Origin of the sequence: Bradyrhizobium sp. SZCCHNR1043, from assembly GCF_032489675.1 — a bacterium.
In the GTDB taxonomy this organism is placed as follows: domain Bacteria; phylum Pseudomonadota; class Alphaproteobacteria; order Rhizobiales; family Xanthobacteraceae; genus Bradyrhizobium.
Genome location: NZ_JAUEYN010000003.1, coordinates 142,497 through 165,106, shown reverse-complemented (window position 1 = coordinate 165,106; position 22,610 = coordinate 142,497). Strand labels below are relative to the sequence as shown.

21 protein-coding genes are annotated in these 22,610 nt (G+C 65.9%); 8 read left to right on the top strand and 13 right to left on the bottom strand.

What is annotated here, in order from left to right:
- Positions 1-25: 25 nt before the first annotated feature.
- The 3 genes from bfr to QX039_RS06070 form a co-directional block, all read right to left on the bottom strand.
- Entirely contained in the window at positions 26-511 is a 486-nt protein-coding gene (bfr, locus tag QX039_RS06080; RefSeq protein WP_315717837.1) for a bacterioferritin, read from the bottom strand.
- 120 nt (positions 512-631) lie between these two features.
- A complete protein-coding gene (locus QX039_RS06075) occupies positions 632-916 on the bottom strand; it encodes a bacterioferritin-associated ferredoxin (RefSeq protein ID WP_315738584.1) in 285 nt (94 codons plus the stop codon).
- A 188-nt stretch (positions 917-1,104) separates the two neighbouring features.
- The gene (locus QX039_RS06070; RefSeq protein ID WP_315738585.1) at positions 1,105-1,362 is read right to left on the bottom strand and encodes a hypothetical protein; all 258 of its coding nucleotides are present in this window, start codon (positions 1,360-1,362) and stop codon (positions 1,105-1,107) included.
- 181 nt (positions 1,363-1,543) lie between these two features.
- Here QX039_RS06070 and QX039_RS06065 point away from each other — a divergent pair, with 181 nt between their 5' ends.
- Both QX039_RS06065 and QX039_RS06060 read left to right on the top strand, forming a co-directional pair.
- Positions 1,544-1,882, top strand: coding sequence for a hypothetical protein (locus tag QX039_RS06065; protein WP_315738586.1), 339 nt, complete (start codon positions 1,544-1,546; stop codon positions 1,880-1,882).
- A 215-nt stretch (positions 1,883-2,097) separates the two neighbouring features.
- Positions 2,098-2,379 (top strand): hypothetical protein, encoded by a 282-nt coding sequence (locus tag QX039_RS06060; RefSeq protein WP_008964967.1) that lies wholly within the window; start codon positions 2,098-2,100, stop codon positions 2,377-2,379.
- A gap of 82 nt (positions 2,380-2,461) precedes the next feature.
- Here the strand turns inward: QX039_RS06060 and QX039_RS06055 are convergent, their stop codons facing one another.
- From QX039_RS06055 to ettA, 3 genes are all read right to left on the bottom strand, one after another.
- A complete protein-coding gene (locus QX039_RS06055; protein ID WP_315738587.1) occupies positions 2,462-3,649 on the bottom strand; it encodes a lytic murein transglycosylase in 1,188 nt (395 codons plus the stop codon).
- 132 nt (positions 3,650-3,781) lie between these two features.
- Positions 3,782-4,360, bottom strand: a complete 579-nt coding sequence (locus QX039_RS06050) for a TIGR00645 family protein (RefSeq protein ID WP_315738588.1) — start codon at positions 4,358-4,360, stop codon at positions 3,782-3,784.
- Positions 4,361-4,505: 145 nt separating this feature from the next.
- A complete protein-coding gene (gene ettA / locus QX039_RS06045; RefSeq protein WP_315738589.1) occupies positions 4,506-6,155 on the bottom strand; it encodes an energy-dependent translational throttle protein EttA in 1,650 nt (549 codons plus the stop codon).
- A 305-nt stretch (positions 6,156-6,460) separates the two neighbouring features.
- On the opposite strand from ettA, the gene QX039_RS06040 reads away from it, so the two are divergent.
- Positions 6,461-6,679 carry a hypothetical protein gene (locus QX039_RS06040; protein WP_315738590.1) on the top strand — a complete coding sequence of 73 codons (219 nt, stop codon included), beginning with the start codon at positions 6,461-6,463 and terminating at the stop codon, positions 6,677-6,679.
- A 123-nt stretch (positions 6,680-6,802) separates the two neighbouring features.
- Positions 6,803-7,765: a D-2-hydroxyacid dehydrogenase family protein gene (locus tag QX039_RS06035; protein ID WP_315738591.1), complete on the top strand. Its 963-nt coding sequence runs from the start codon at positions 6,803-6,805 to the stop codon at positions 7,763-7,765.
- Between the two features lie 81 nt (positions 7,766-7,846).
- Here QX039_RS06035 and QX039_RS06030 read toward each other — a convergent pair whose 3' ends face one another.
- On the bottom strand, positions 7,847-9,082 hold the full coding sequence (locus QX039_RS06030; protein WP_315738592.1) for a L,D-transpeptidase: 1,236 nt from the start codon (positions 9,080-9,082) through the stop codon (positions 7,847-7,849).
- Between the two features lie 363 nt (positions 9,083-9,445).
- Here QX039_RS06030 and QX039_RS06025 point away from each other — a divergent pair, with 363 nt between their 5' ends.
- Positions 9,446-10,468 carry a hypothetical protein gene (locus QX039_RS06025; RefSeq protein WP_315738593.1) on the top strand — a complete coding sequence of 341 codons (1,023 nt, stop codon included), beginning with the start codon at positions 9,446-9,448 and terminating at the stop codon, positions 10,466-10,468.
- Positions 10,469-10,482: 14 nt separating this feature from the next.
- On the opposite strand, the gene sseA is transcribed toward QX039_RS06025, so the two are convergent.
- The 3 genes from sseA to QX039_RS06010 all read right to left on the bottom strand — a co-directional run bounded on the left by sseA (position 10,483) and on the right by QX039_RS06010 (position 13,157).
- Complete coding sequence (sseA, locus tag QX039_RS06020; RefSeq protein WP_315738594.1) at positions 10,483-11,340, bottom strand: 3-mercaptopyruvate sulfurtransferase; 858 nt, start codon at positions 11,338-11,340, stop codon at positions 10,483-10,485.
- A gap of 107 nt (positions 11,341-11,447) precedes the next feature.
- Entirely contained in the window at positions 11,448-11,861 is a 414-nt protein-coding gene (locus tag QX039_RS06015) for a rhodanese-like domain-containing protein (protein WP_315738595.1), read from the bottom strand.
- 120 nt (positions 11,862-11,981) lie between these two features.
- Positions 11,982-13,157 (bottom strand): VWA domain-containing protein, encoded by a 1,176-nt coding sequence (locus tag QX039_RS06010; RefSeq protein ID WP_315738596.1) that lies wholly within the window; start codon positions 13,155-13,157, stop codon positions 11,982-11,984.
- 115 nt (positions 13,158-13,272) lie between these two features.
- Between QX039_RS06010 and QX039_RS06005 the strand changes: the two genes are divergently transcribed.
- Both QX039_RS06005 and QX039_RS06000 read left to right on the top strand, forming a co-directional pair.
- The gene (locus QX039_RS06005) at positions 13,273-13,518 is read left to right on the top strand and encodes a GlsB/YeaQ/YmgE family stress response membrane protein (protein WP_315738597.1); all 246 of its coding nucleotides are present in this window, start codon (positions 13,273-13,275) and stop codon (positions 13,516-13,518) included.
- A gap of 97 nt (positions 13,519-13,615) precedes the next feature.
- Positions 13,616-14,458: a MoxR family ATPase gene (locus QX039_RS06000; protein ID WP_315717852.1), complete on the top strand. Its 843-nt coding sequence runs from the start codon at positions 13,616-13,618 to the stop codon at positions 14,456-14,458.
- Between the two features lie 33 nt (positions 14,459-14,491).
- On the opposite strand, the gene QX039_RS05995 is transcribed toward QX039_RS06000, so the two are convergent.
- Together QX039_RS05995 and QX039_RS05990 are read right to left on the bottom strand one after the other, a co-directional pair.
- Entirely contained in the window at positions 14,492-14,875 is a 384-nt protein-coding gene (locus QX039_RS05995; protein WP_315738598.1) for a response regulator, read from the bottom strand.
- On the bottom strand, positions 14,868-18,566 hold the full coding sequence (locus QX039_RS05990) for a PAS domain-containing protein (RefSeq protein ID WP_315738599.1): 3,699 nt from the start codon (positions 18,564-18,566) through the stop codon (positions 14,868-14,870). Before QX039_RS05990 ends, QX039_RS05995 begins: the two co-directional genes overlap by 8 nt.
- Positions 18,567-18,804: 238 nt before the next feature.
- Between QX039_RS05990 and QX039_RS05985 the strand changes: the two genes are divergently transcribed.
- Complete coding sequence (locus tag QX039_RS05985; RefSeq protein WP_315738600.1) at positions 18,805-20,316, top strand: ATP-binding protein; 1,512 nt, start codon at positions 18,805-18,807, stop codon at positions 20,314-20,316.
- Between the two features lie 45 nt (positions 20,317-20,361).
- On the opposite strand, the gene QX039_RS05980 is transcribed toward QX039_RS05985, so the two are convergent.
- A complete protein-coding gene (locus tag QX039_RS05980) occupies positions 20,362-22,491 on the bottom strand; it encodes a phosphocholine-specific phospholipase C (protein WP_315738601.1) in 2,130 nt (709 codons plus the stop codon).
- Positions 22,492-22,610: the final 119 nt, after the last annotated feature.

The following is a 22,610-nucleotide window of genomic DNA, read 5'->3' as shown; positions in this document are numbered from 1 at the left end:
GCGGACGACCGCCTCACCGTCGACGTCAGTGCTCGCTCTCGAGGCCGCCGACGTGCTTCTGCGTGTAAAGTTCGAGACCGATCCGGTTGATCAGGTCGAGCTGGGTCTCGAGGAAATCGATGTGATGCTCCTCGTCCTTCATCAGTTGCTCGAACAGGTCGCGCGACACGTAGTCCTTCACGCCGTGACAATAGGTTGCGGCTTCCTGATACAGCGTCCGCGCGCCGATCTCGGCGGCGAGATCGCACTCGATGATCTCCTTGACGTTCTGGCCGATGCGCAGCGGATCGAGCACCTGCATGTTGGGGAAGCCGTCGAGGAAGAGAATGCGGTCGGTGAACTTGTCGGCGTGCTCCATCTCCTCGATGGATTCCTTGCGCCAGACCTTCGCCATGTCGAGAAGGCCCCAATTGTTCAACAGGCGATAGTGCAGCCAATATTGGTTGATGGCAGTCAGCTCGCTGCGCAATCCCTTGTTGAGATATTCGATGACCTTGGGGTCGCCCTGCATGGATAAGCTCCGAAAAAGTTAGAGGCCGCAGGCGCTCAATAACAGGTTCGAAGTGCGGAGACGACCCCCGTTCATGTGCATTTTTAGGGCGGAAAGCACGCGACCGAGGGCAAACGCCTGTCAGCAGGCGGCGAGCGCGAACCGGCTCTGAAGGTCGTCATCGATCGCCTGCACCGGCGCCGCCCCATGATGGTGGCCGTGCTGACAGCCAACCTGGCAGGAGCGGGCGCAAGGACCCAGCGCCTCGTCGATGATCGTCTTGATCGTGCGCGCACAGCGGCCGCATTCCGCGCTGCACCCCAGGCAACCGTAGACCTGCTTGGGGTTCCGCGGCAGTTCGTCCGCAGACTTCACCGCGTTGCGGATGTCGTGATCGCTGATGACGTTGCAGGAACAAACAATCATGAGAAACCGGCCAATCGTCCTTGGTCAGGTATCGATAGTCATCCGCAGCTACCCGCGCAAAGGGAAAACGGCGCTTTTGAAGCGATTCCAATTTCCAGATCAATCTAGAACGACTCCAACTATGCGAGCTTGCCGCAGATCAAAGTCGTCGCCGGACGACCATCGAGTGGCGATCGAGCAGCCGGAACTCAGTCGCCCCCACCCCCGTCGCCTCCACCACTGTCACCACCGTCACCCCCGCCATCGATCGGGTTTCCCACGACGTCTGACGAGGTATTGGAAAACCAACTCGCAAGTTCGATCCCCTGGCCGTCGTGCGATGAGCTGCCGGAATCGCTGATGGTGGTGTCGGTGGAAGAGCGGCGGCGGTTGGGCCCGCGGTCGGCGCGAACCAGCAGCGCGTAGCAGATGGCCGAGGTCAGTCCGATCGCCACGACGATCGTCATCGTGGGAGTCATGCCTGCTCCGAACCGGCGTCAAATTTTGTGCACTGCAGCATTGAACGCATCCTTGAGATGGGTCGTCCAATGGAACGCGCCCGTTCATTGATCATTCAAGCGGGATATGTGAACCTGCCGTATCGCTTGATGCGCGATCCGCCGACTTGGAGTGAGAGAGGTTAAGGTCATGAAGAAGACTCTTGCGGCCCTGGCCGCCGTCGCGACGCTGTCGACCGCAGCGCTGGCCCCTGCTCCTGCTGAAGCGCGCAATGGTCGTGTCGCCGCCGGTGTCGCTGCCGGCCTGCTCGGCGGCGCCCTCATCGGTGGCGCCATCGCTGCGGGCAGCAATCCCTATTATTACGGGCCGGGCTACTCCTACTCGCCAGGATATTCTTACGGGCCGGGCTACTCCTATTACGGCGGGCCTGCCTACGTCGCCGATCCCGGCTATGCCTGCTATTGGCAACGCCAGCGCTTCTGGGACGGCTACGGCTGGCGGCTTCGCCGCGTCCGCGTTTGCGAGTGATCGTTCACCTTCATTAATTCCATGACCTTGCACCGGAATTTTGAGAACGGCGGCCTCCACGGCCAGAAAAAACCGTTTTTCCGTCGCATCAGGTCGGACAGAGTTTACGAAGGGTTGACGGATTGTCGTGTTTTCTCACGATACTGACGGCCCCTGATCGTGCGTGAATCACCAACCTGGTGCCCGCGAGGGCGCCTTCCAGGAGATCTCGGAACATGAAGAAGATCCTGACCGCAGTGCTTGCGGTTGCGACCATCGCCGGGTCGCTGAGCGTGACGGCACCAGCCGCCAAGGCTGGCGACGTGGGTGCCGGCGTGGCTGCCGGCCTGATCGGCGGCGCCCTGATCGGCGGCGCGATCGCGTCCAGCCGCCCGGCCTATGGTGGTCCGGTCTATGTCGAAGCCCCTCCGCCGGGCCCGCCGCCGTGCGTGTGGCGCCGTGAGCGCTATTGGGACGGCTACGGCTGGGTGTCGCGCCCGGTTCGCGTCTGCTACTGATCCTGACGACGCATAGCGTTGCAGCAAGCCCGGCCCTGCGGCCGGGCTTTTTGCTGCCGGCCAACCCGCTGAATTCGGTCGATCAGCGCGCGGCGTTGATCGCCTGCAGCACCGACTCGCTCGGCCAGCAGTCGACCTTCAGGCCCGCCTTCTTCTGAAATGCGCCGAGCGCGGCGCGGGTCTGCATGCCGGCCTTGCCGTCCAGCTTGTCGCCGTAGAGACCGAGCCGCGTCAGGCCCTTCTGCATCGCCTCGACGTCCTTGCTCCGAAGCTGCTTCGACGCCGCCCACGGCGTCGCGAACGGGGCCGAACTCGTCATGCGGTCCGCGAGGTGGCCGACGAACAGCACGTAGAGATCGGAGAAATTGTACTCCTTGATGACGAAGTAGTTCGCCGTCGTCAGGAAAGCCGGACCATAGATGCCCTCAGGCTGCAGCAGCGACGCTGGCTGCCGCTGCTCGGCGGCGCTCAGCCGCTGGCCACGCACCGGGACGAAGCCGGCCCGCAGCCATTCGCCGATCGGCTTCTTCACCTCCGGCACACCCATCGCGCAATCGACATTGGCAGGCGGCTTGACCTCGTAGGCCCAGCGCACGCCGCGCTGCCAGCCCTTGTTCGCAAGCTGCAGCGCCGCCGAGCCCAGCGCGTCCGGCACCGAATGCCAGAGATCGACCTTGCCGTCGCCATCGAGATCGACGCCGTGCTTGTAGTACTCCGACGGCAGGAACTGGGTGAGCCCGACCGCCCCGCCCCATGAGGCCCTGAGATCGCCGCGCGACACGACACCGTCGCTCAGCATCTTCAGCGCCATGATGAACTCGGTGCGGTACTGGTCCTTGCGCCGGCCGACATAGGCCTGCGTCGCCAGCACGCGCAGCGCATCGTAGGGCAGCGCATAGCGGCCGAAATCGGTTTCGCGGCCCCAGATCGCGAGCACAACCGGCCCCGGCACGCCGAAGCGGCGTTCGATCTCGGCGAGCGCCGAACGATATTTCTGGATCAGCTTCTCACCATGCGCGGCCAGCCGCGCGATCGACGCTTCCTTGATGTAGTCGGCTGGCACCTGCACGAACTCGGCCTGCGCCGGCGCCCCCGTCGCGGGCCGGCCGGGCAGCAGCAGATCGGGAAGCTTGTAGTCAGGCTCCAACCCGCGCGTCTCGGCCTCGAACGTCGCGCGGGAGACGCCCTGCTCCTTGGCTTCGGGCCAGAGCGAGTTGACGAACTCCGTGAAGGCGGCGTCGGTCGCGCTCGCTTGGCCATCGCCAAACATGCAGAGCACCAGACCGACGAGAACGAGCCTGCGCAAACGGATTAGCAGCTGCCGAGCCATCCGATACGGCTAGCACAGCCCGCGGCCGTTGTGAACGTCAGCAGACCGCGCGGCGGAACTCGAGGCTGCCGCTCAATGCCCCGCCTGCTTCGCCTCTTCGATCGCGGCATTCGACAATTTGTCGACCACGGCGATGCCGATCGCGGAGAGGATGAAGACCGTGTGGATGATCGTCTGCCACATCACGCCGGTCTCGGTGTAGTTCGACTTGCCCGACGAGAGCGCGCCGGCCTCGATGAAGGTACGGAGCAGATGAATGGAAGAGATGCCGATGATGGCCATCGCCAGCTTGATCTTCAGCACGCTGGCATTGACGTGGCTGAGCCATTCGGGTTCGTCGGGATGGCCCTGCAGATTCAGCCGCGACACGAAGGTCTCGTAGCCGCCGACGATCACCATCACGAGCAGGTTCGAGATCATGACCACGTCGATCAGGCCGAGCACCGCGAGCATGATCTGCTGCTCGGAGAAATCGAAGGCGTGAGCGAACAGGTGCCAGAGCTCCTTCAGGAACAGCACGACATAGACGCCCTGTGCGATGATCAGCCCGACATAGAGCGGTAGCTGCAGCCAGCGCGAGCCGAAGATCAGCATTGGAATGGGGCGCAGCGCTCCGCCCTTGGAGGACAGGGTCGCGTCGGGGGAAGACATGATGGGATTTTCTCGCGGCTGGATGGGATTGCGGAACGACTATCTACGCAATCACGTCGCACATGGAAGCGACAACTGGCCGCAGCCTGGGCGCGACGCTTTGTCCCGGAACGAAGACAGCGTCGCGCCTTGCGATGTCCTGAGATCAGCGCGTCAGCTTCTTGTACTTGACCCGGTGCGGAATCACGCTGTCCTGGCCGAGCCGGCGCATCTTGTCCTTCTCATAGTCCTGGAAGTTTCCTTCGAACCATTCGACATGGCTGTCGCCCTCGAAGGCCAGCATGTGGGTCGCGATACGGTCGAGGAACCAGCGATCGTGGCTGATGATGACGGCGCAGCCGGCGAAGTCTTCCAGGGCCTCTTCGAGCGCACGCAGGGTATCGACGTCGAGATCGTTGGTCGGCTCGTCGAGCAGCAGCACGTTGGACCCGGACTTCAGCATCTTGGCGAGATGCACGCGATTGCGCTCACCACCCGACAGCGCGCCGACCTTCTTCTGCTGGTCGGCGCCCTTGAAGTTGAACGACGAGCAATAACCGCGCGAGTTGACTTCCTTCTTGCCGAGCAGGATCAGCTCGTTGCCGCCGGAGATCTCTTCCCACACTGTCTTGTTGCCATCGAGCGCGTCGCGCGACTGGTCGACATAGCCGAGATGCACGGTCTCGCCGATGGTGATGGTGCCGGCGTCCGGCTTCTCTTGTCCCGTGATCATGCGGAACAGCGTGGTCTTGCCGGCGCCGTTCGGGCCGATGACGCCGACGATGCCGCCGGGCGGCAGCTTGAAGGTGAGATTGTCGATCAGCAGGCGATCGCCGAAGCTCTTGGTCAGCCCCTCGAAATCGATGACGTTGTTACCGAGCCGCTCGGCCACGGGAATGATGATCTGCGCGGTCTGGGTCTGCTTCTCGCTCGCCTTCTTGAGCAGCTCCTCGTAGCGCTGATAGCGCGCCTTGGATTTCGCCTGGCGGGCCTTCGGCGACGCCGCGATCCACTCCTGCTCGCGCGCCAAAGTGCGCTGGTGCGCCGCGTCCTCGCGGCCTTCCTGCTCCAGCCGCTTCTGCTTCTGCTGCAGCCAGGACGAGTAGTTGCCCTCGTAGGGGATGCCCTTGCCGCGATCGAGCTCGAGGATCCAGCTGGTGACGTTGTCGAGGAAGTAGCGGTCGTGGGTGACGATCAGGATCGCGCCCGGATAGTTGCGCAGATGGCCTTCGAGCCACGACACCGATTCGGCGTCGAGATGGTTGGTCGGCTCGTCGAGCAGCAGCAGCTCGGGCTGGTCGAGCAGAAGCCGGCACAGCGCGACGCGGCGACGCTCGCCGCCGGACAGCTTGGCGACGTCGGCATCGTCGGGCGGACAGCGCAGCGCATCCATCGCCTGGTCGACCTTGCTGTCGAGATCCCACAGGCCCTGCGCCTCGATCTCGTCCTGCAGCTTGGTCATCTCGTCAGCGGTCTCTTCGGAGTAGTTCATCGCCAGCTCGTTGTAGCGATCGAGAATCGCCTTCTGCTTGCCGACGCCGAGCATGACATTCTCGCGCACCGTGAGCTTTGGATCGAGCTGCGGCTCTTGCTCGAGATAGCCGACGCGGGCGCCCTCGGCGACCCACGCCTCGCCGGTATAGTCCTTGTCGATGCCGGCCATGATCTTGAGCAGGGTGGACTTACCGGAGCCGTTGACGCCGAGCACACCGATCTTGGCGTCCGGATAGAACGACAGATGGATGTTATCGAGCACCTTGCGGGTCGGGTAGGCCTTGGACAGACCCTGCATGAAGTAGACGAACTGGCGCGCCATCGCGTGTCCCTTGAAGCCTGCCGGAATTTTCGGAAAATGGTTGCCGCTGATGTAACCGCGCGGTCCCCAAAGGGCAACCGGCGAGCCGGTCCTGACCGGAACAAATGCCGGGAGAATCACGGTCGTTCCTGCGCCGGGACGGGCCTCCCGCCCACGGACGAATACGGGTCCGTCACCTTGTGTGTGGCGGATCACGACAATTGCAACCATCTTTTAATTAATTCGGCGGGACACTCGGTCTCGGCCCGCAAGACCCCGCGCGCCCAAGCGGCAAAAGCCGCGACCGACAACAGCGAGAGCCCGTCATGGCAGCCTTCACCTCAGCCTCCCTGCCCGCTCCGGCGGCCCACCGCAACGACCGATCCGGGATCGTCGACGAGATCCGCGGCTTCTGGCGCGACTTCGTCACGCGAGCGTTCAACCCGTACCGACCGGAGCTGCATTACATGCGTGGCCCCGGCCCCGCCTGGCGCGCCAAATACGGCCATGACGCCGCGTTCCGGCTGAAGACCCGCCTCGACTGATATCGCCTGGTTCCGCGTCACAGCGGACGACGCCTTGCGCACCCAGCCCTTTGCGCGCAAGCATGGCTCCATTCCCGACGGCATTCATGATTGCCGCCGTTTCCCGATGAATGGACCTTGCCGATGACACGGCTGCGCTGTGCGATCCTCGACGACTATTACGATACGGCCCTCTCATTGGCCGACTGGCCCCGGCTGGCCGACAGAGTGGATGTGACGGCTTTCACACAGCCATTCGGCAACGAGGAAGCGGCCGCCGGCGCGCTCACCGATGCCGACATCATCTGTGCGATGCGCGAGCGGACGCCATTGCCGCGCTCCCTGATCGAGCGGTTGCCGAAGCTGAAGCTCCTGATCACCTCGGGCATGCGCAACGCCGCCATCGACATGGAGGCCGCCAAGGCGCGCGGCATCATGGTCTGCGGCACGCAATATGGTCGTGACCCCACCGCACCGCTCACCATGGGCCTGATCCTGGAGCTGACCCGCAGGATCGGCCAGGAGAACGCCCGCATGCATGCCGGCGAGCCTTGGCAGGCGCTGGGCGGCGTGGAGATCGAGGGCAAGACGCTGGGCGTGATCGGGCTGGGCAAGCTCGGCACCAAGGTGGCGGAGCTCGGCAAGGCGTTCGGCATGAACGTGATCGCCTGGAGCCCCAACCTGACGCCAGACCGCTGCAACGCGGCGGGCGTCGGCTACGCCACCAAGGAGGAGCTGTTCGCGACCGCCGATGTCATCACCATCCATGTCGTGCTCAGCGACCGCTCACGCGGGCTGGTCGGCCCCGCCGACCTCGCGCGGATGAAGCCAACCGCCTACCTCGTCAACACCTCGCGCGCACCGATCGTCGACGAGGCCGCGCTGCTGCAGGCGCTGCGCGACAAGCGCATCGCCGGCGCCGGGCTCGACGTGTTCTCGGTCGAGCCGCTGCCGGTCGCCCATCCGCTGCGCGGGCTCGGCAACGTCGTGATCACGCCGCATCTCGGCTACGTCACCGAGGAGAGCTTTCGGGCCCATTACGGTCAGATGGTCGATTGCATCGCCGCCTGGCTCGCCGGGTCCGAGCCGCCGCGCCGGCTGGCTTGAGGCAGGCGAGAGCAGCTCACAAAGCAAAACACCCTCCGCGAGGAGGGTGTTTCCAACGGGCTCAGCTCGGGCAAACGCGCCTCAGCGGATCGTGACCGGCGGCGGCAGTGGCTGCATGTTGGCCGGCTGGCTAGCCGGCACGGCCGCCTGCGCCTGGACAGGCGCCTGAGCCGGTGAGGCCGCGGCGGCAGCCATGTTCTTGCCGGAGCCCGGAGGTGCACCGCCCGGCATCACGACCACGCGGGTGCCGACCTTGACCCGGTCGAACAGGTCGGCGACGTCGTCGTTCAGCATGCCGATGCATCCTGACGACACGAACTTGCCGATGGTCGACGGCTGGTTGGTGCCGTGGATGCGGTACACGGTCGAGCCCAGATACATCGCGCGGGCGCCGAGCGGATTGCCGGGACCGCCGGCCATGAAGCGCGGCAGATAGGGCTGGCGCTCGATCATCTCGCTCGGCGGATACCAGTCCGGCCACTCGGTCTTCTTGGTGATCTTCTGCACGCCGGTCCAGGTGAAGCCTTCGCGGCCGACACGGACGCCGTAGCGCATCGCCCGGCCGTTGCCGAGCACCAGATAGAGATAGGTGTTGGGCGTATCGACGACGATCGTTCCCGGCGGCTCCTTGGTGACGAAGTCGACCTCCTGGCGGCGCAGGTTCGCCGGCAGCGGCGCCGGCGCCGCATCGGGTTGTTCCTCAGGCGGCAGGGCTGCCACCGTCATCGGCCTATCGCCGGCGGCCGGAGCCTGTGCGGCGCCCGCGACGGCGGGAGCGCCACCGACGGCGCCGGGCGGCCGCGGCGCGCCGGAGTCGCCACCGGGCGCGCTGTTGCCGTAGGCGCCACCATAAGCCTGTTGGCCGGAGGCGGGACGATCACCGTAGATCACCGAGGGCGGACCAGCCGGGCGGCCGTAACGCGGATCATCCGGGGACATCACGGGGCCGTTCGGAGCTGCTCCATAGACCGCCGCACCGGCCGGACGCCCATATCGGGGATCGTCGGGGGACAGGATGGGGCCGGTCGGAGCAGCAGCGCCATAGACCGGCGCATTGGCTGGACGACCGTAGCGCGGATCGTCCGGCGAGATCACCGGGCCGGGCGGCGGCAGGGCCGCGGAATTGCCAGGCGCATCCTCGTCGTCGAGCGCGTCGAAATCCTGCCCCTGCCCGCGCGCATCGGCCGGGTAAGGCGTCGGCGCCGGTGAATACGCTCCAGGCGCGGTCTGATAGACCTGCTGTGCCTCGGCAAACGAAGCTGCCGTCACGCCCGCTGCCGCGACCGCGCAAACCGTCAGGATTTGTCTGATCATCATCGCCCTTGCAGTATCCCCAAGCCGCCGATTGGGACCTTTGCTGTGCCAGATGGCCGAAGATAGCGGCGCATTCAAGACAATTCCGGCCAGAGCGGCCCGACTTCGGCAATTTGTGATCATGTCTCCGTCGTTGCACGGAAGTCTCACGCCGCCGAAAAAGTGCAGCGGAGCCCCCGCAGGCCCTATCGATGCCGTGATTTGCCGAGCGGGCGGGAACACTTCCGGTATTCTGACTTGAGCCTGATTCGCGATGCACGGCAGAAGCCGGCCTCGTCGCGGACGCGGCTATTCCCTGTGATCACCGCGTTCCCTACTGGCTCGAATGTCTCGGCAGTCCCGCTGCCGTGGCGAGAGTTACCGTCAATGCTTCCCGGCTTTCGTTTTCTGGTCGCCGCGATCGTCTGTTCCATTTCTCTCACCATCTTCGGCATGGGCGCTGCGGCTCTGTTGCGCGCCGCCCATGAGCAGTTCGCCAGCAACGCGTCCTGGCGCACGACTCAGGCGTCGGGCTTCACGACGTTCCTACCGCCGGCCGAACCCACGCCGGTGCTCGCGGTGCTGCGGGTGGATTCGATTCCGACACCGCCGGTGACGCCGCCGCCGGTCGTGGCCGATGCTGCCCCGGCCACGTCCGAACAGCCGAGCGCGCCGTCGACGGCGGCGCCGCTCACAGAAGCGCCCGAAGTGACGCCCGTTGCGGTGGCCACCGATCTGCCGACGCCCTCGCTGCCGGCGGAAACGGTCGACACGTCCCGCACCTCCGCCATTGTCGCGACCGCGTCCGCGACGAATGACCGGATCGAGAGCATCAAGCCGGAGCGCCCCATTCCGGACACGACCGCTTCGATCGTCGTTCCGGTCGAAAAAGCGTTCGACAAGCCGAGCATGGACAGCTCGCCCGAGATTGCAGCGACCGCCCCGCCGCGGGCGTCGCGTGAAGCTGCGGCCGCCGTGGTGGCACCGCCGCCGCCAGCTCGTCAGATCCTCGCCAGCGCCGATCCGATGATGACGACCGCAGCCGCCGCTTCAACCGCGCTCGCGCCCGTTCCGGCGGTGCTCGACCCGATCGCCGCCAAGCTCGCCGCACTGGCCGAACAGCCGGCTCATCAGGAGCGGCCCGCCGCCGGCGAGCATCGTGCCTCGGTGAAGGTCGCGAGCATTCAGTTGCGCCGAAGCATCCTCAAGAAGCGCCAGGCCCGCGAGAAGCAGATCGCGGCGCGCCGCGCCAACCAGCGGCGCATCGCACAGCGGCTCCGGTCGGCACGGCAAGCTGCTGCTGCTGCTGCTCAGCAGCAACAGGCCGCATTCCCCGATCCGTTCGGACAGCAGCCGTTCGGTCAACCGCAGGCGGTCAGCCAGCAGGCGGCCGGGCCGCGCACACGGTAAAGAGGAGCCGCCGATCAGGCTGGCCCGGTCGCAACCGGCGGTCCGTTCTCGATGCCCCACTCCGACCACGAGCCGTCGTAGAGCGCGGTGTCGCAGATGCCGAGACGATAGAGCGCCAGCGTGAGCACCGCCGCCGACACGCCGGAGCCGCAGGAGGTCACGATCGGCTTGGCGAGATCGACTCCAGCGGCGCCGAATGCCTCGCGCAACTGGTCGAGCGGCCTCATCACGCCGGTCGTCGCGTCGAACAACTCCGCATAGGGCAGATTGCGGCTGCCGGGGATATGGCCGGATCGGAGGCCGGGCCGCGGCTCGGCGACCTCGCCCGCGAAGCGCGGCGCCTGCCGTGCATCGATCACCTGCTCGGCATTGCCAGCGAGATTGGCAACCATCTGCTCGATCCGGCGCACGCGCGCGGCATCGAATTTCGCGCTGTAGGTGCCGAGCGCCGCCGTGACCTGTCCGCTCTCGACCGGGCGTCCCTCCGCCATCCACTTCTTCAGCCCGCCGTCGAGCACGCGCACATCCGTGTGGCCGAATGACAGGAACATCCACCAGGCGCGCGGCGCGGCGACCCAGCCGCCGGAATCATAGACCACTACCGTATCGCCATTGCTGACGCCGAGCCGGCCTGCGTCGCGGCCGAACTGCTCGGCGCTCGGATACATGTGCGGCAGCGGATTGGAATGGTCGGAGACCTCGTCGACGTCGAAGAACACGGCGCCGGAGATGTGCTCCTTCAGATAATCGTCCTTCGGCAGCGGCAGCACACCCGGCATCTTGAAGGTCGCGTCGAGCACCTTGACCCTGGGATCGCCCAGATGCGCAGCGAGCCAGTCGGTGGAGACGAGAGGGTCGTTGGGGGTGGTCATGCGTGGCTCCGGGGTCACTTTCGGTCCTCATGGCCGGACTTGATCCGGTCATCCATCTTCTTCAAGCGATGGACACGCGGGTCAAGCCCGCGCGTGATGGGCAGCGATCAATCCCTCTTCTTGGGCGCCCAGGCCTCGACCGGCCCGCCGGCGTCCCGCCACGCCGCGAAGCCGCCGCCGATATGGGCGACCGGTTTCAGGCCCATGTCCTGCGCGGTCTTGGCAGCGAGCGCTGAGCGCAGGCCGCCAGCGCAGTGGAAAATGAACGTCTTGTCCTCTTGGAAGATCGCCTTGGCATAGGGGCTCTGCGGATCGATCCAGAACTCCAGCATGCCGCGCGTACAGGAGAACGCGCCGGGGATCCTGCCCTCGCGCTCGATCTCGCGCGGATCGCGGATATCGACGATGACGACGTCATCGCGCTTGGCGGCCTCGATTGCCTCAGCCGCAGAGAGCGTGGCGATCTCGGCATTGGCTTCGTCGAGCAGCGCCTTGATGCCGCGGGTGATGGTCTGGGGCATTCTCTCGTTTCCTCTTGGCGTCATTCCGGGCCGATGCGAAGCATCGAACCCGGAATCTCGAAGTGGCAACGCAATGTCGGGATTCCGGGTTCGCCCTTCGGGCGCCCCGGAATGACAGCATCACCGCACCAGCTCCTTCATCGCTGCTTCCAGACCCTCGATCGTGATCGGATACATGCGCTCGGAGAAGATGCGGCGGATGAGGGTGGTGGACTCCGAATAGTCCCAATGCTTCTGCGCTACCGGATTGAGCCACACCGCGTGTGGATAGGTGCGAATGACGCGGTCGAGCCACACCGAGCCCGGCTCTTCGTTGACGTGCTCGACCGAGCCGCCGGGCACCATGATCTCATAGGGCGACATCGACGCGTCGCCGACGAACACGACCTTGTAGTCGTGCGGGTACTTATGCAGCACATCCCAGGTCGGCGTGCGATCGGTGAAACGCCGCTTGTTCTGCTTCCACACGCCCTCATAGAGGCAGTTGTGGAAGTAGAAATATTCCATGTGCTTGAATTCGCTCTTGGCGGCCGAGAACAGCTCCTCGACCTGCGCGACGTGGGAATCCATCGAGCCGCCGATGTCGAAGAACACCAGCACCTTCACCGCATTGCGCCGCTCAGGGCGCATATGCACGTCGAGATAGCCGTGGTTGGCGGTCTCGCGGATCGTGGTGTCCAAGTCGAGCTCGTCGGGCGCACCGGTGCGGGCGAACTTGCGCAGCCGGCGCAGCGCCACCTTGATGTTGCGGATGCCGAGCTCGACATTGCCGTCGAGATCCTTGAACTCGCGGCGGTCCCACACCTTCACGGCGCGATTGTTGCGGTTCTTCTCCTGGCCGATGCGGACGCCTTCGGGATTGTAGCCATAGGCGCCGAATGGCGAGGTGCCGGCGGTGCCGATCCACTTGCTGCCGCCCTGGTGACGGCCCTTCTGCTCTTCCAGACGCTTCTTCAAGGTCTCCATGAGCTTGTCCCAGCCCATGGCCTCGATCTCTTTCTTCTCTTCCTCGGTGAGGTATTTCTCGGCCAGCTTCCTCAGCCATTCCTCGGGGATTTCGGCCTTCTCCATCGCATCGAGCAGGTTCTCCAGCCCCTTGAATACGGTGCCGAACACGCGATCGAACTTGTCGAGATTTCGCTCGTCCTTCACCAGCGCGGTGCGCGAGAGATAGTAGAAGTTCTCGACCGAATGCTCGGCGAGGTCGGCGTCGACAGCCTCCATCAGCGTGAGATATTCACGCAAGGAGACCGGGACCTGCGCGTCGCGCAGCGCTGTGAAGAATTGCAGGAACATGCCCATTAGATCGCGCGGCCGGGAGGGCACGTCAAGGGCCGCTCCACGCCCCGCGCTGGACCCGCCCGCATTTTGCTCTACAATCCCTGGAACAACAGGCGAAATGGGGGCTTTCATGGGTATCATCGCAGCGCTGATCATCGGCGCCATCGCAGGCTGGCTGGCAGGACTGATCGTGCGCGGCGCCGGTTTCGGCCTGATCGGCAACATGGTCATCGGCATCATCGGCGCGCTGGTCGCAAGCTACGTGCTGCCGGCACTGCACATTGCGCTCGCCAGCGGCACGCTGGGGACGATCCTGGACGCCACGATCGGCGCCGTCATCGTGCTCGTGATCCTCTCATTGATCAGGCGCGCTTGATTATTTCTGCTTCCGATGGCAGCCATCATCTCAAGGCCGCAGCGGCGTTGCCGCTGCGTAGCCACTCAACACAAGTTCGAACGATGAGCGAGACGCGATGAAATTTACCGGCACCCAGGACTACGTCGCCACCGACGACCTCAAAGTGGCCGTCAACGCGGCGATCGTGCTCGAGCGCCCGCTGCTGGTGAAGGGCGAGCCGGGGACGGGCAAGACCGTGCTGGCCGAGGAAGTCGCAAAGGCCGTCAACGCGCCGCTGCTCACCTGGCACATCAAGTCGACCACCAAGGCGCAGCAGGGCCTTTATGAATACGACGCGGTGTCGCGGCTGCGCGACAGCCAGCTCGGCGACAGCAGGGTGTCCGACATCAAGAACTACATTAAGCGCGGCAAGCTGTGGGAGGCCTTCACGGCCGAGCAGCGGCCGGTGCTCTTGATCGACGAGATCGACAAGGCCGACATCGAGTTCCCGAACGACCTGCTGCTCGAGCTCGACCGGATGGAATTCCACGTCTACGAGACCAACGAGACCATCAAGGCGAAACTGCGCCCGATCGTCATCATCACCTCCAACAACGAGAAGGAGCTGCCGGACGCGTTCCTACGCCGCTGCTTCTTCCACTACATCAAGTTCCCCGATCCGGATACGATGGGCCGCATCGTCGACGTGCACTTCCCGAACATCAAGAAGCGTCTGGTCGAGGAGGCCCTGCGCATCTTCTTCGAGGTCCGCGACGTGCCCGGCCTGAAGAAGAAGCCGTCGACCTCCGAGCTCCTGGACTGGCTCAAGCTGCTGCTCAACGAGGACATCGGACCCGAGCAGTTGCGCGAGCGCGATCCGCGCAAGCTGATCCCGCCGCTGCACGGTGCGCTGCTCAAGAACGAGCAGGACGTGCACCTGTTCGAGCGGCTCGCCTTCCTCAGCCGGCGCGAGGTGTGAGGCGCCCGGCTCAATCCGACGGGGCCGAACGCGTCATTGCGGCGCCGTCCTCTCGATCAGGCGTCCGAGCGCGCGCATGATCCCATCGACAGCAATCGGCTTCTCGCAGCGGAGGATCTTCGAGAAGCGGTCCGGGATGACCGATTCGTCATAACCGGTGGTGAAGACGAAGGGCACGCCGCGCTCGACAAGCAGATCGGCGACCGGAAACGCCATGTCGCCGCGCAGGTTCACGTCGAGAACGGCGCCTTCGATCCGCCCCTCGCGTTTGATCAACGCGAGCGCGTCAGGGACGGTTCCGACCGGGCCCAGGATCGTGCCACCGGCGCCGCCGAAGGCGCAGCGCAGCTCGTCGGCAAGCATGTATTCGTCCTCGACGATGAGGATATGACGGTCGCGAAGCGAGCGTTCAGGCATGCTCATCGAGCTCCAGTGTGGTGAGCGAAACGGGAATCGATATCGTGCAACGGACACCGTCGGATTCGAAAGTGTATGAGGTCCTCGCGCTGAGCTGATAGGGCAAGGCCTGTTCGATCAGCTCGCGCCCTTGTCCGGTGCCGCGGGGCATCGTGGCTGGCGGCGGCATGTCGACGCCGCTCTCGCGCCACTCGATGTGCAGCCAGGGTCGTCCCTCCGCGCCTTCGCACTCGAGCGACCAGCCCACGCAGAGCCGGCCGGACGGCTGCGCCAGCGCACCATACTTGACCGCGTTGGTGGCGAGCTCGTGCAGCGCCATGGCAAGGGTCTGAACCGTCGACGACCGCAGCCGAACGCCGGACGGCCCCGAAAGCTCGATGCGCTCGGAACCGCCGGCGACAGCAGACAGCTCGCTGCGGATCAGATCGTCGAAGGTGACGCGATCATGCTCCTTGAGGCGCGACAGCAGGCCCTGGGCGCGCGACAGCGTATCCAGCCTATCACGGAAGCGGGCGCGAAAATCGCCGAGATCGGTGCTCGCGCGCGCCGTCTTGTCGGCCATCGAGCGGACCACGCCGAGCAGGTTGCGGGTGCGATGCTGCAGTTCGGCGACCAACACCTTCTGCCGCTCCTCCCATTCGCGCCGCTCGGTCACGTCGACCATGGCGCCGGTCATGCGGATCGGTCGTCCTGCATCGTCATAGAAGAAGCGCCCACGGCCGTACAGGCAGCGAATTGCGCCGCCCGGATGCACAACACGAAACTCGCTGACATATTCCTGGTGCGCCTCCATCGCGCGGTGAAGCGCGGCTTCGGCTGCGGGACGATCGTCGGGATGGATGCGCGCGGCCCAGACCTCGTAGCTCGGGGTCAGTTCGCCAACACCATAGCCTTCCATGCGAAAGTGCTCGTCCGACCAATACACCTCGCCGGTCGCGACGTTCCAGTCCCACAGGCCGAGCCGCCCCACCTCGACCGCGCTGCGCAGGCGCTCCTCGCTCTTGCGCAACTCCCGTTCGGCCTTGTTCTGCTCGGAGATGTCGCGCGCCGTTCCGAACCACTCGATGATCTCGCCGTTGCGCCCGAGAATGGGGATGGCGCGCGAATGAATCCAACCGAGGCTGCCATCGATCCGGATGACACGGTGCTCCAGCTCGAACATGCTCTTCGTCGCAACGACCCTGCTGATCGCCGCCATCACCTGCGGCTGATCGTCCTGATGAATGTATTTCGCGAGCCAGCCCTGGCTCGGCTTCATCGTATCGGCAATGAAGTCCTTGCCCTGCAACTGGCGCATCTCCCGCCAGTCAGGACTCATGCGATAGACGACGTCGGAGCTCGCCGTCACGAAAGCGCGATAGCGCTCCTCGCTGGCACGCAGCCGCTCCGTCGCCTCGGCACGCAGCCGGGCCATCTTGAGATGCGCCTCGACGCGCGCCAGCAGTTCACGCGCACTGAACGGCTTGATGAGATAATCATCCGCACCGGCCTCCATGCCTTCGACGCGGCTCTCTTCTGCGGCCCGGGCCGACAGCAGGATCACCGGGATGGTGCCGACCTGTTCATCGGCGCGCAGCCGGGCGAGCAACTGCATGCCATCGATGCGCGGCATCATCACGTCCGACAAAACGAGGTCGGGTTTGTCGCGGGCGATGGCCGCGAGCGCGGCTTCACCATCGGCGACGGTCTCGACATCGTAGCGCGCTGCGAGCAGGCGGCGGACATAGTCGCGCATGTCGGCATTGTCGTCGGCCAGGAGGATGCGGGGGCGCGGCCCGTCCCTGTTGGCGGAGGGGGCGGGGACGTCGATGTCCCGAACGGCGTGCGCATCGAGCGGCGGCGTATCCGGCAGCCAGCGCAACGCCTCCTCGATGAAGGGGCGCTCACCGCGGAGCATCGGCTCCTGCGCTGGCGCCGCGTCGACCTGGTCGGACGGCAGATGGCTTCGTCCCCTGGGAATTCTGACTACGAACGTGCTGCCCTGCCCGGCTTCGCTGGTCGCTGCGACGGATCCACCGTGCAGCTCGGCGAGCTCATGCACAAGCGCGAGCCCGATGCCCGAGCCTTCATGGGTGCGGCCGCGCGCGCCGGCGACGCGATGGAAACGGTCGAAAAGTCGCGGCAGCTCGTGCTGCGGGATGCCGGTTCCGGTGTCCTTCACGCTCAGCTCGAAATGACGATCGCAGGGGACGAGCCGGACCTCGATGTCGCCCGTGAAGGTGAACTTGAACGCGTTGGACAGCAGGTTGAGGACGATCTTCTCCCACATTTCGCGATCGACATAGGCCGGCTCCGGCAGCGGCGGGCAATCCACGATCAGCCTGAGGCCGGCGGCCTCGATCGCCGAGCGGAAGGTGCTGGCGATCTCCGCGGTCAGGCTCGCGAGGTCGACCGGCGCGTAGACTGCCTGCATCCTGCCGGCCTCGATCCGCGAGAAATCCAGCAGCGTGTTGACCAGCTTGAGCAGCCGCAAGGCATTGCGCTGGGCGATTTCCAACCGGTCGCGATCCACCGGCGGCAAGCTCTGCGACCGCAGCAGGACATCTTCGAGCGGACCGAGCATCAGCGTCAGCGGCGTGCGAAACTCGTGGCTGACATTGGCGAAGAACGCGGTCTTGGCCCGATCGATCTCGGCGAGCGTCTCGGCGCGGCGCCGCTCCTGCTCGTAGGCCAGCGTCTCGGCGAAGGCGCTGCCGAGTTGAGCGGCCATCAGATCGAAGAAGCCCTGGTGCTCGGCATCGAGGGCGCGGCGCGGATTGACGCCACAGATCAGGATCGCCGTCGCCTGCTCCCGGCCCGTGGCAACCGGCAGCGCAAGCGCCAGCTGTGGCGGCTCGGGCCATGCGCCGGTCGGCACGCCGGCAAATTTCGCACGATCCAGCACGACGCGAATCGGTGCCGCCGCACGCGCCGCCTCCCGGATCGGCCACAGCGCGCCTCCGTTGCCGTCGAGGGCAATCTGCGCCGGCGCGATCGCGCTGTCCGGCTGCACCCCCGCAGCGCTCAACAGCCGTGCCGATCGCTGATCCTCGCTGAGCTGGTAGATCACCGCAAATGGGACGTCATGCGGATTCTCGGCGAGGACATCGGTGGCTTCGCGACAAGCATGGGCCAGACTGTCGGCACGGCCGCGCGCGGCGAGATCGCGCAAGGTCCGCATGCGGCGCTCGCCCACGACCCGGGCCGTCGTCTCGATGACGGGGGTGAATACGCCGCCGACGCCGCCGGTCTCATCGCGAATCGGCGAATAGGAGAACGAAAAATAGGTCTCTTCGAGGTAGCCATGGCGGTCGATGAACAGCGGCATGTCGCGTGAGCGGGTCGCTTCGCCAAGCCCAACGACCTGCCGCAACATCGGGCTGATGACCTCCCAGATCTCGGACCATACCGCGCGCCCCGGTGCCCCCAGCGCGGCGGGATGCTTCTGCGAGCCGAGGATCGGGCGATACTCGTCATTGTAGAGCATGACGAGCTCCTGGCCCCACCAGATCAGGATCGGGAACGCGCAGTCCAGGCAGGTGCTGACCGACGTGCGCAACGACTGAGGCCAGCTCTCGGGCGGCCCCAACGGCGTTCGTGACCAATCATGGATGCGCATGAGCGCTCCCATCTCGCCGCCACCCTGCAGGAAGTCGGCCCCGCGCGCGAACGCCTGAAACGTTGCGCGACCGGCATCCGAATGCTGGTTCACTCCTGGTCCCTTTTGGCCCCTTTTTCGCCGCACAGTATCGCGAAATGCGCGCGGGCGCCAAGCACGGGCCCGAACGAGCGACAAGCGCATCGACGGGGAACTCGGCGGCGAGGCGGGTTCCATCTGTCCATCCACAGCCGATCTCGCAATTTGGGACAGTCCACCGCAAACGCTCGACGTGCGCGCCTGCGCTTGTTAAGCGCCAGCCTCTGCGTGAGGCGGGGTTGAGTCGGGGCACATGACGGTTGCGATCGAGATGGGGCAGACGGCGGCGGGATCGCCTGCAGCTCTCGACCTCGAGGAACTCCTGGCGACCCGGCTCCTGGTGCAGGGCAATTCCGGCTCCGGCAAGTCGCATCTCTTGCGCCGCCTGCTGGAGCAGAGCGCGCCCTGGGTGCAGCAGACGATCATCGATCCGGAGGGCGACTTCGTCACGCTCGCCGAGCGATTCGGCCATCTCGTGATCGCGGCCGAGGATCACACCGAGCGCGCGCTGCAGGTCGCCGGCGAACGGGCGCGGATGCATCGCGTCTCGACGGTCCTCAACCTCGAAGGCCTCGATGCCGAGAATCAGATGCGGCGCGCGGCCGCCTTTCTCAACGGCCTGTTCGAGATCTCCCGCGACCACTGGTACCCGATGCTCGTCGTGGTCGACGAGGCCCAGCTGTTCGCACCGGCCGTCGCGGGCGAAGTCTCCGACGAGGCCCGCAAGGCTTCGCTCGGCGCGATGACCAACCTGATGTGCCGCGGCCGCAAGCGCGGCTTGGCGGGCGTGATCGCGACGCAACGACTGGCGAAGCTCGCCAAGAACGTCGCGGCCGAGGCCTCGAACTTCCTCATGGGCCGCACCTTCCTCGACATCGACATGGCCCGCGCTGCCGACCTGCTCGGCATGGAGCGGCGCCAGGCCGAGGCGTTCCGCGACCTCGAGCGCGGCCAGTTCATGGCGCTGGGCCCCGCGCTGTCGCGCCGGCCGCTGGGCCTGCGCATCGGCCCGACTGACACCAAGCCGCGCAACGCGACGCCGCGGCTGATGCCGCTGCCGGAGGCCTCGCTCGAGGACGCCCGCGCGGTGATTCTCGCCGCACCGCCGCCCGAGACGAACGCGAGGCCGCAGCGCAAGCCGCAGCCCGAGCTGCTCGACCAGTTGATGGCGGCGAAGTCCGCCGCGCTCGAGCTGCGCCCCGAACCGCCGGCGCCCGCCGTCAGCGAGGAGGAGCTCGCCGAGCGCCGCGCCCGCGTCGAGCGCGTGCTGCGCGCCGTGCTGGCCGAGCCCGACGCCGGCTTTCGCGCCGTCGGCGTGCTCTATCAGGAGTTCGTCGTCCGCTGCCGCATCGAGGGGCTGGGCACGGCGGTGCCAGACCTCAACGAGTTCCGCCGCATGCTGACGCGCGCCCGCGCGGGGCTCGGCGGCGACGAGACGGCCGACGACGCCGGCTGGCGGGACGTCACGCTGCGCGCCTCGCTGCTCCCAGAGGACATGCAGGGCGTGTTCATGATGATCGCCCGCGCCGCCAAGGACGGCCGCCCCTGCCCGAGCGATGCCGCGATCGCCCGCGCCTATGGCTCGCACTCGTTGCGGCGGGCGCAGCGCCTGCTGACCTATATCGAGGACCAGGGCCTCATCGTCTGCCAGCTCGATGGCGCCGGCCGCCGCATCGTCACTTTGGTCGAACTCGCCTGGGCCACCGCGCCGGGTGATCCCAATGCCGACGACGCCGAGCAAAGTCTCGTCACCTCATCATCTTGAGGATGCGCCCGGATCGCTCCGGGCGCATCCCGATATCGTTCGCGATCAGGTCGCGGCGATCCTGCCCATCGCCGGGTCGCTGATGCTGGGCCGGCCGTTCTCGACATGACCCGCGAGCTGCCAGTTGAAGTTGGCATCGGTATCAGTCGTGACCGTCAGATCGTACCAGCCATGGGTCTGCTGCAGGCGAACCCGCGTCTCGAGCCGCTGTCCGCGCTGCAGGCGGTGCCGCTCGCTGCGTCCGGTGTAGTTGTCGGCCAGCGTCACGACGCAGCTCGCCCCCTTGTTGGTGAGCGCGATCGCGAGGCTGCGCGAATCGTCGCCGTCGTCCCAATCGCAGAGATGGACGGTGTCGACATCGACCAGCGCCGCGGTGGTGGCGACGCCGCCCTTGAAGTGGCGGAAGAAGCCGTTCGGCCCGTACACCGACAGATCGTACTGGCCGGCGCTGGCCGCAAGGTCCCATGCGCCCCGCAGCGACTTGCCTGCCTCGACGGTGTAGCTCCACGGTCCGGCCGCGGTGTTGCCGGAGCGGACGTGGAAGCAGACGCCCGCCTGCCCCGGATTGACGAAGCGGATCGCAAACGTCCTGTGCGCGGCGTCGGCATCGCCGTCGACGCGGAGATCGTAGGGCAGCGCGCGCGCCGGGCGGATGCCTGGTTCCTGCAGCGGCAATACCTGCTTGGCCGGCGGAACCGGGTGATAGTCGTCGAAGCGGGCACCGGAGGTGATGTCGGCGGCCGGCGGCTTGTAGCCGGCCGTGCTCGGCAGCGGCGCCATGCCTTCGTTGGGCGAGGTGAAGTTGAACGCCGAGGTGAGATCGCCGCACACCGCGCGCCGCCAGGCCGGGATGTTGCTCTCGAACAAATCAGGCGCCTTGTGATGGAAGCGGCGCTCGATGAAGCGGATCACCGAGGTGTGATCGAACACTTCCGAGCACACGAAGCCGCCGCGCGACCACGGTGACACCACCAGCATCGGCACGCGCACGCCAAGGCCGTAGGGACCAGCCACGTGGCTGCCGTCGCCGGCGAAGAGGTCCGTGCTGACATCGACGGTCGACTGGCCCCAGGCCTGCGACATCGCCGGATACGGGCCGACGGCATGGTCGAAGAATCCGCCGCCCTCGTCGTAGTTGATGATCAGCGCGGTCTTGCTCCACAGTTCCGGATTCGACGTCAGGATGTCGAGCACCTTGGAGATGTACCAGGCGCCCGGCCCCGGCAGCCAGTTCGGATGCTCGCTGAACGCTTCGGGAGCTGCGATCCACGACACCTGCGGCAGCGTGCCGTTGCGCACGTCGTTGCGCAGCCCGTCGAACAGGTTCTCGAACGTGCCGCCCTTGGCGATGTTGCTGCCGCGCAGCGCCTTCTCGTACAGCGGACTGCCCGGCTGCGAGTTCTGATACTGGTGGAAATACAGCAGCGAGTTGTCGCCGTAATTGCCGATCCACGGATTCTGGGTCCAGCCCCAGAAGCCTTCCGCCGTCAGGCCGAGACCGATGTCCTGGTAGACCTTCCAGGAGATGCCCGCCTTCTCCAGCCGCTCCGGGAACGTGGTCCAGTCGTAGCCGGCTTCCGCATTGGTGATGACCGGGCCGCCGCCCTTGCCGTCGTTGCCGTCCCAGCCGGTCCACAAGTAGTAGCGGTTCGGATCGGTCGGGCCCATCACCGAGCAGAAATACGAATCGCACACCGTGAAGGCGTCCGCGAGCGCATAGTGCCAGGGCAGATCCTGCCGATTCATGCAGGTCATCGTCGTGGTGCCCTTGTTGGCGATCCACTTGTCGTAGTTGCCGTTGTTCCAGGCCTTCTGGCCGTCGTTCCAGCCATGCGCCACGTCCTCGACATAGACCTGGCCGGCATTGTCGACGCGGAACGGCATCACCGATCCCGTGCCGCCCGGCTGCTGCCACACCGGGTTGCCGTTCGGCAGCTTCACGGCGCGCGGATCGTTGAAGCCGCGCACGCCGCGCATCGCGCCGAAGTAATGATCGAAGGCGCGGTTCTCCTGCATCAGCACAACGATGTGCTTGACGTCCTCGATGCTGCCGTGGCGGTTGAACGCCGGAATGGCATGCGCGCGCTCGATGCTCTGGCCGAGGGCCGCGGTCGCAGCCGACGCTCCGAGCAGCCGCAGGAACTCGCGCCGGTTGTGCGCGATCGTGTTCGACATCTCGTTCATTCCCCATGGTGATGACGGTGTCGAGCGACTTAGGTCGGCGCGTTAACAGCCGCGTGACCGGCCGGTAAAGGATGTGTGGCAGGCTTTTGACGCCGCGCGGCGGTGCGGCA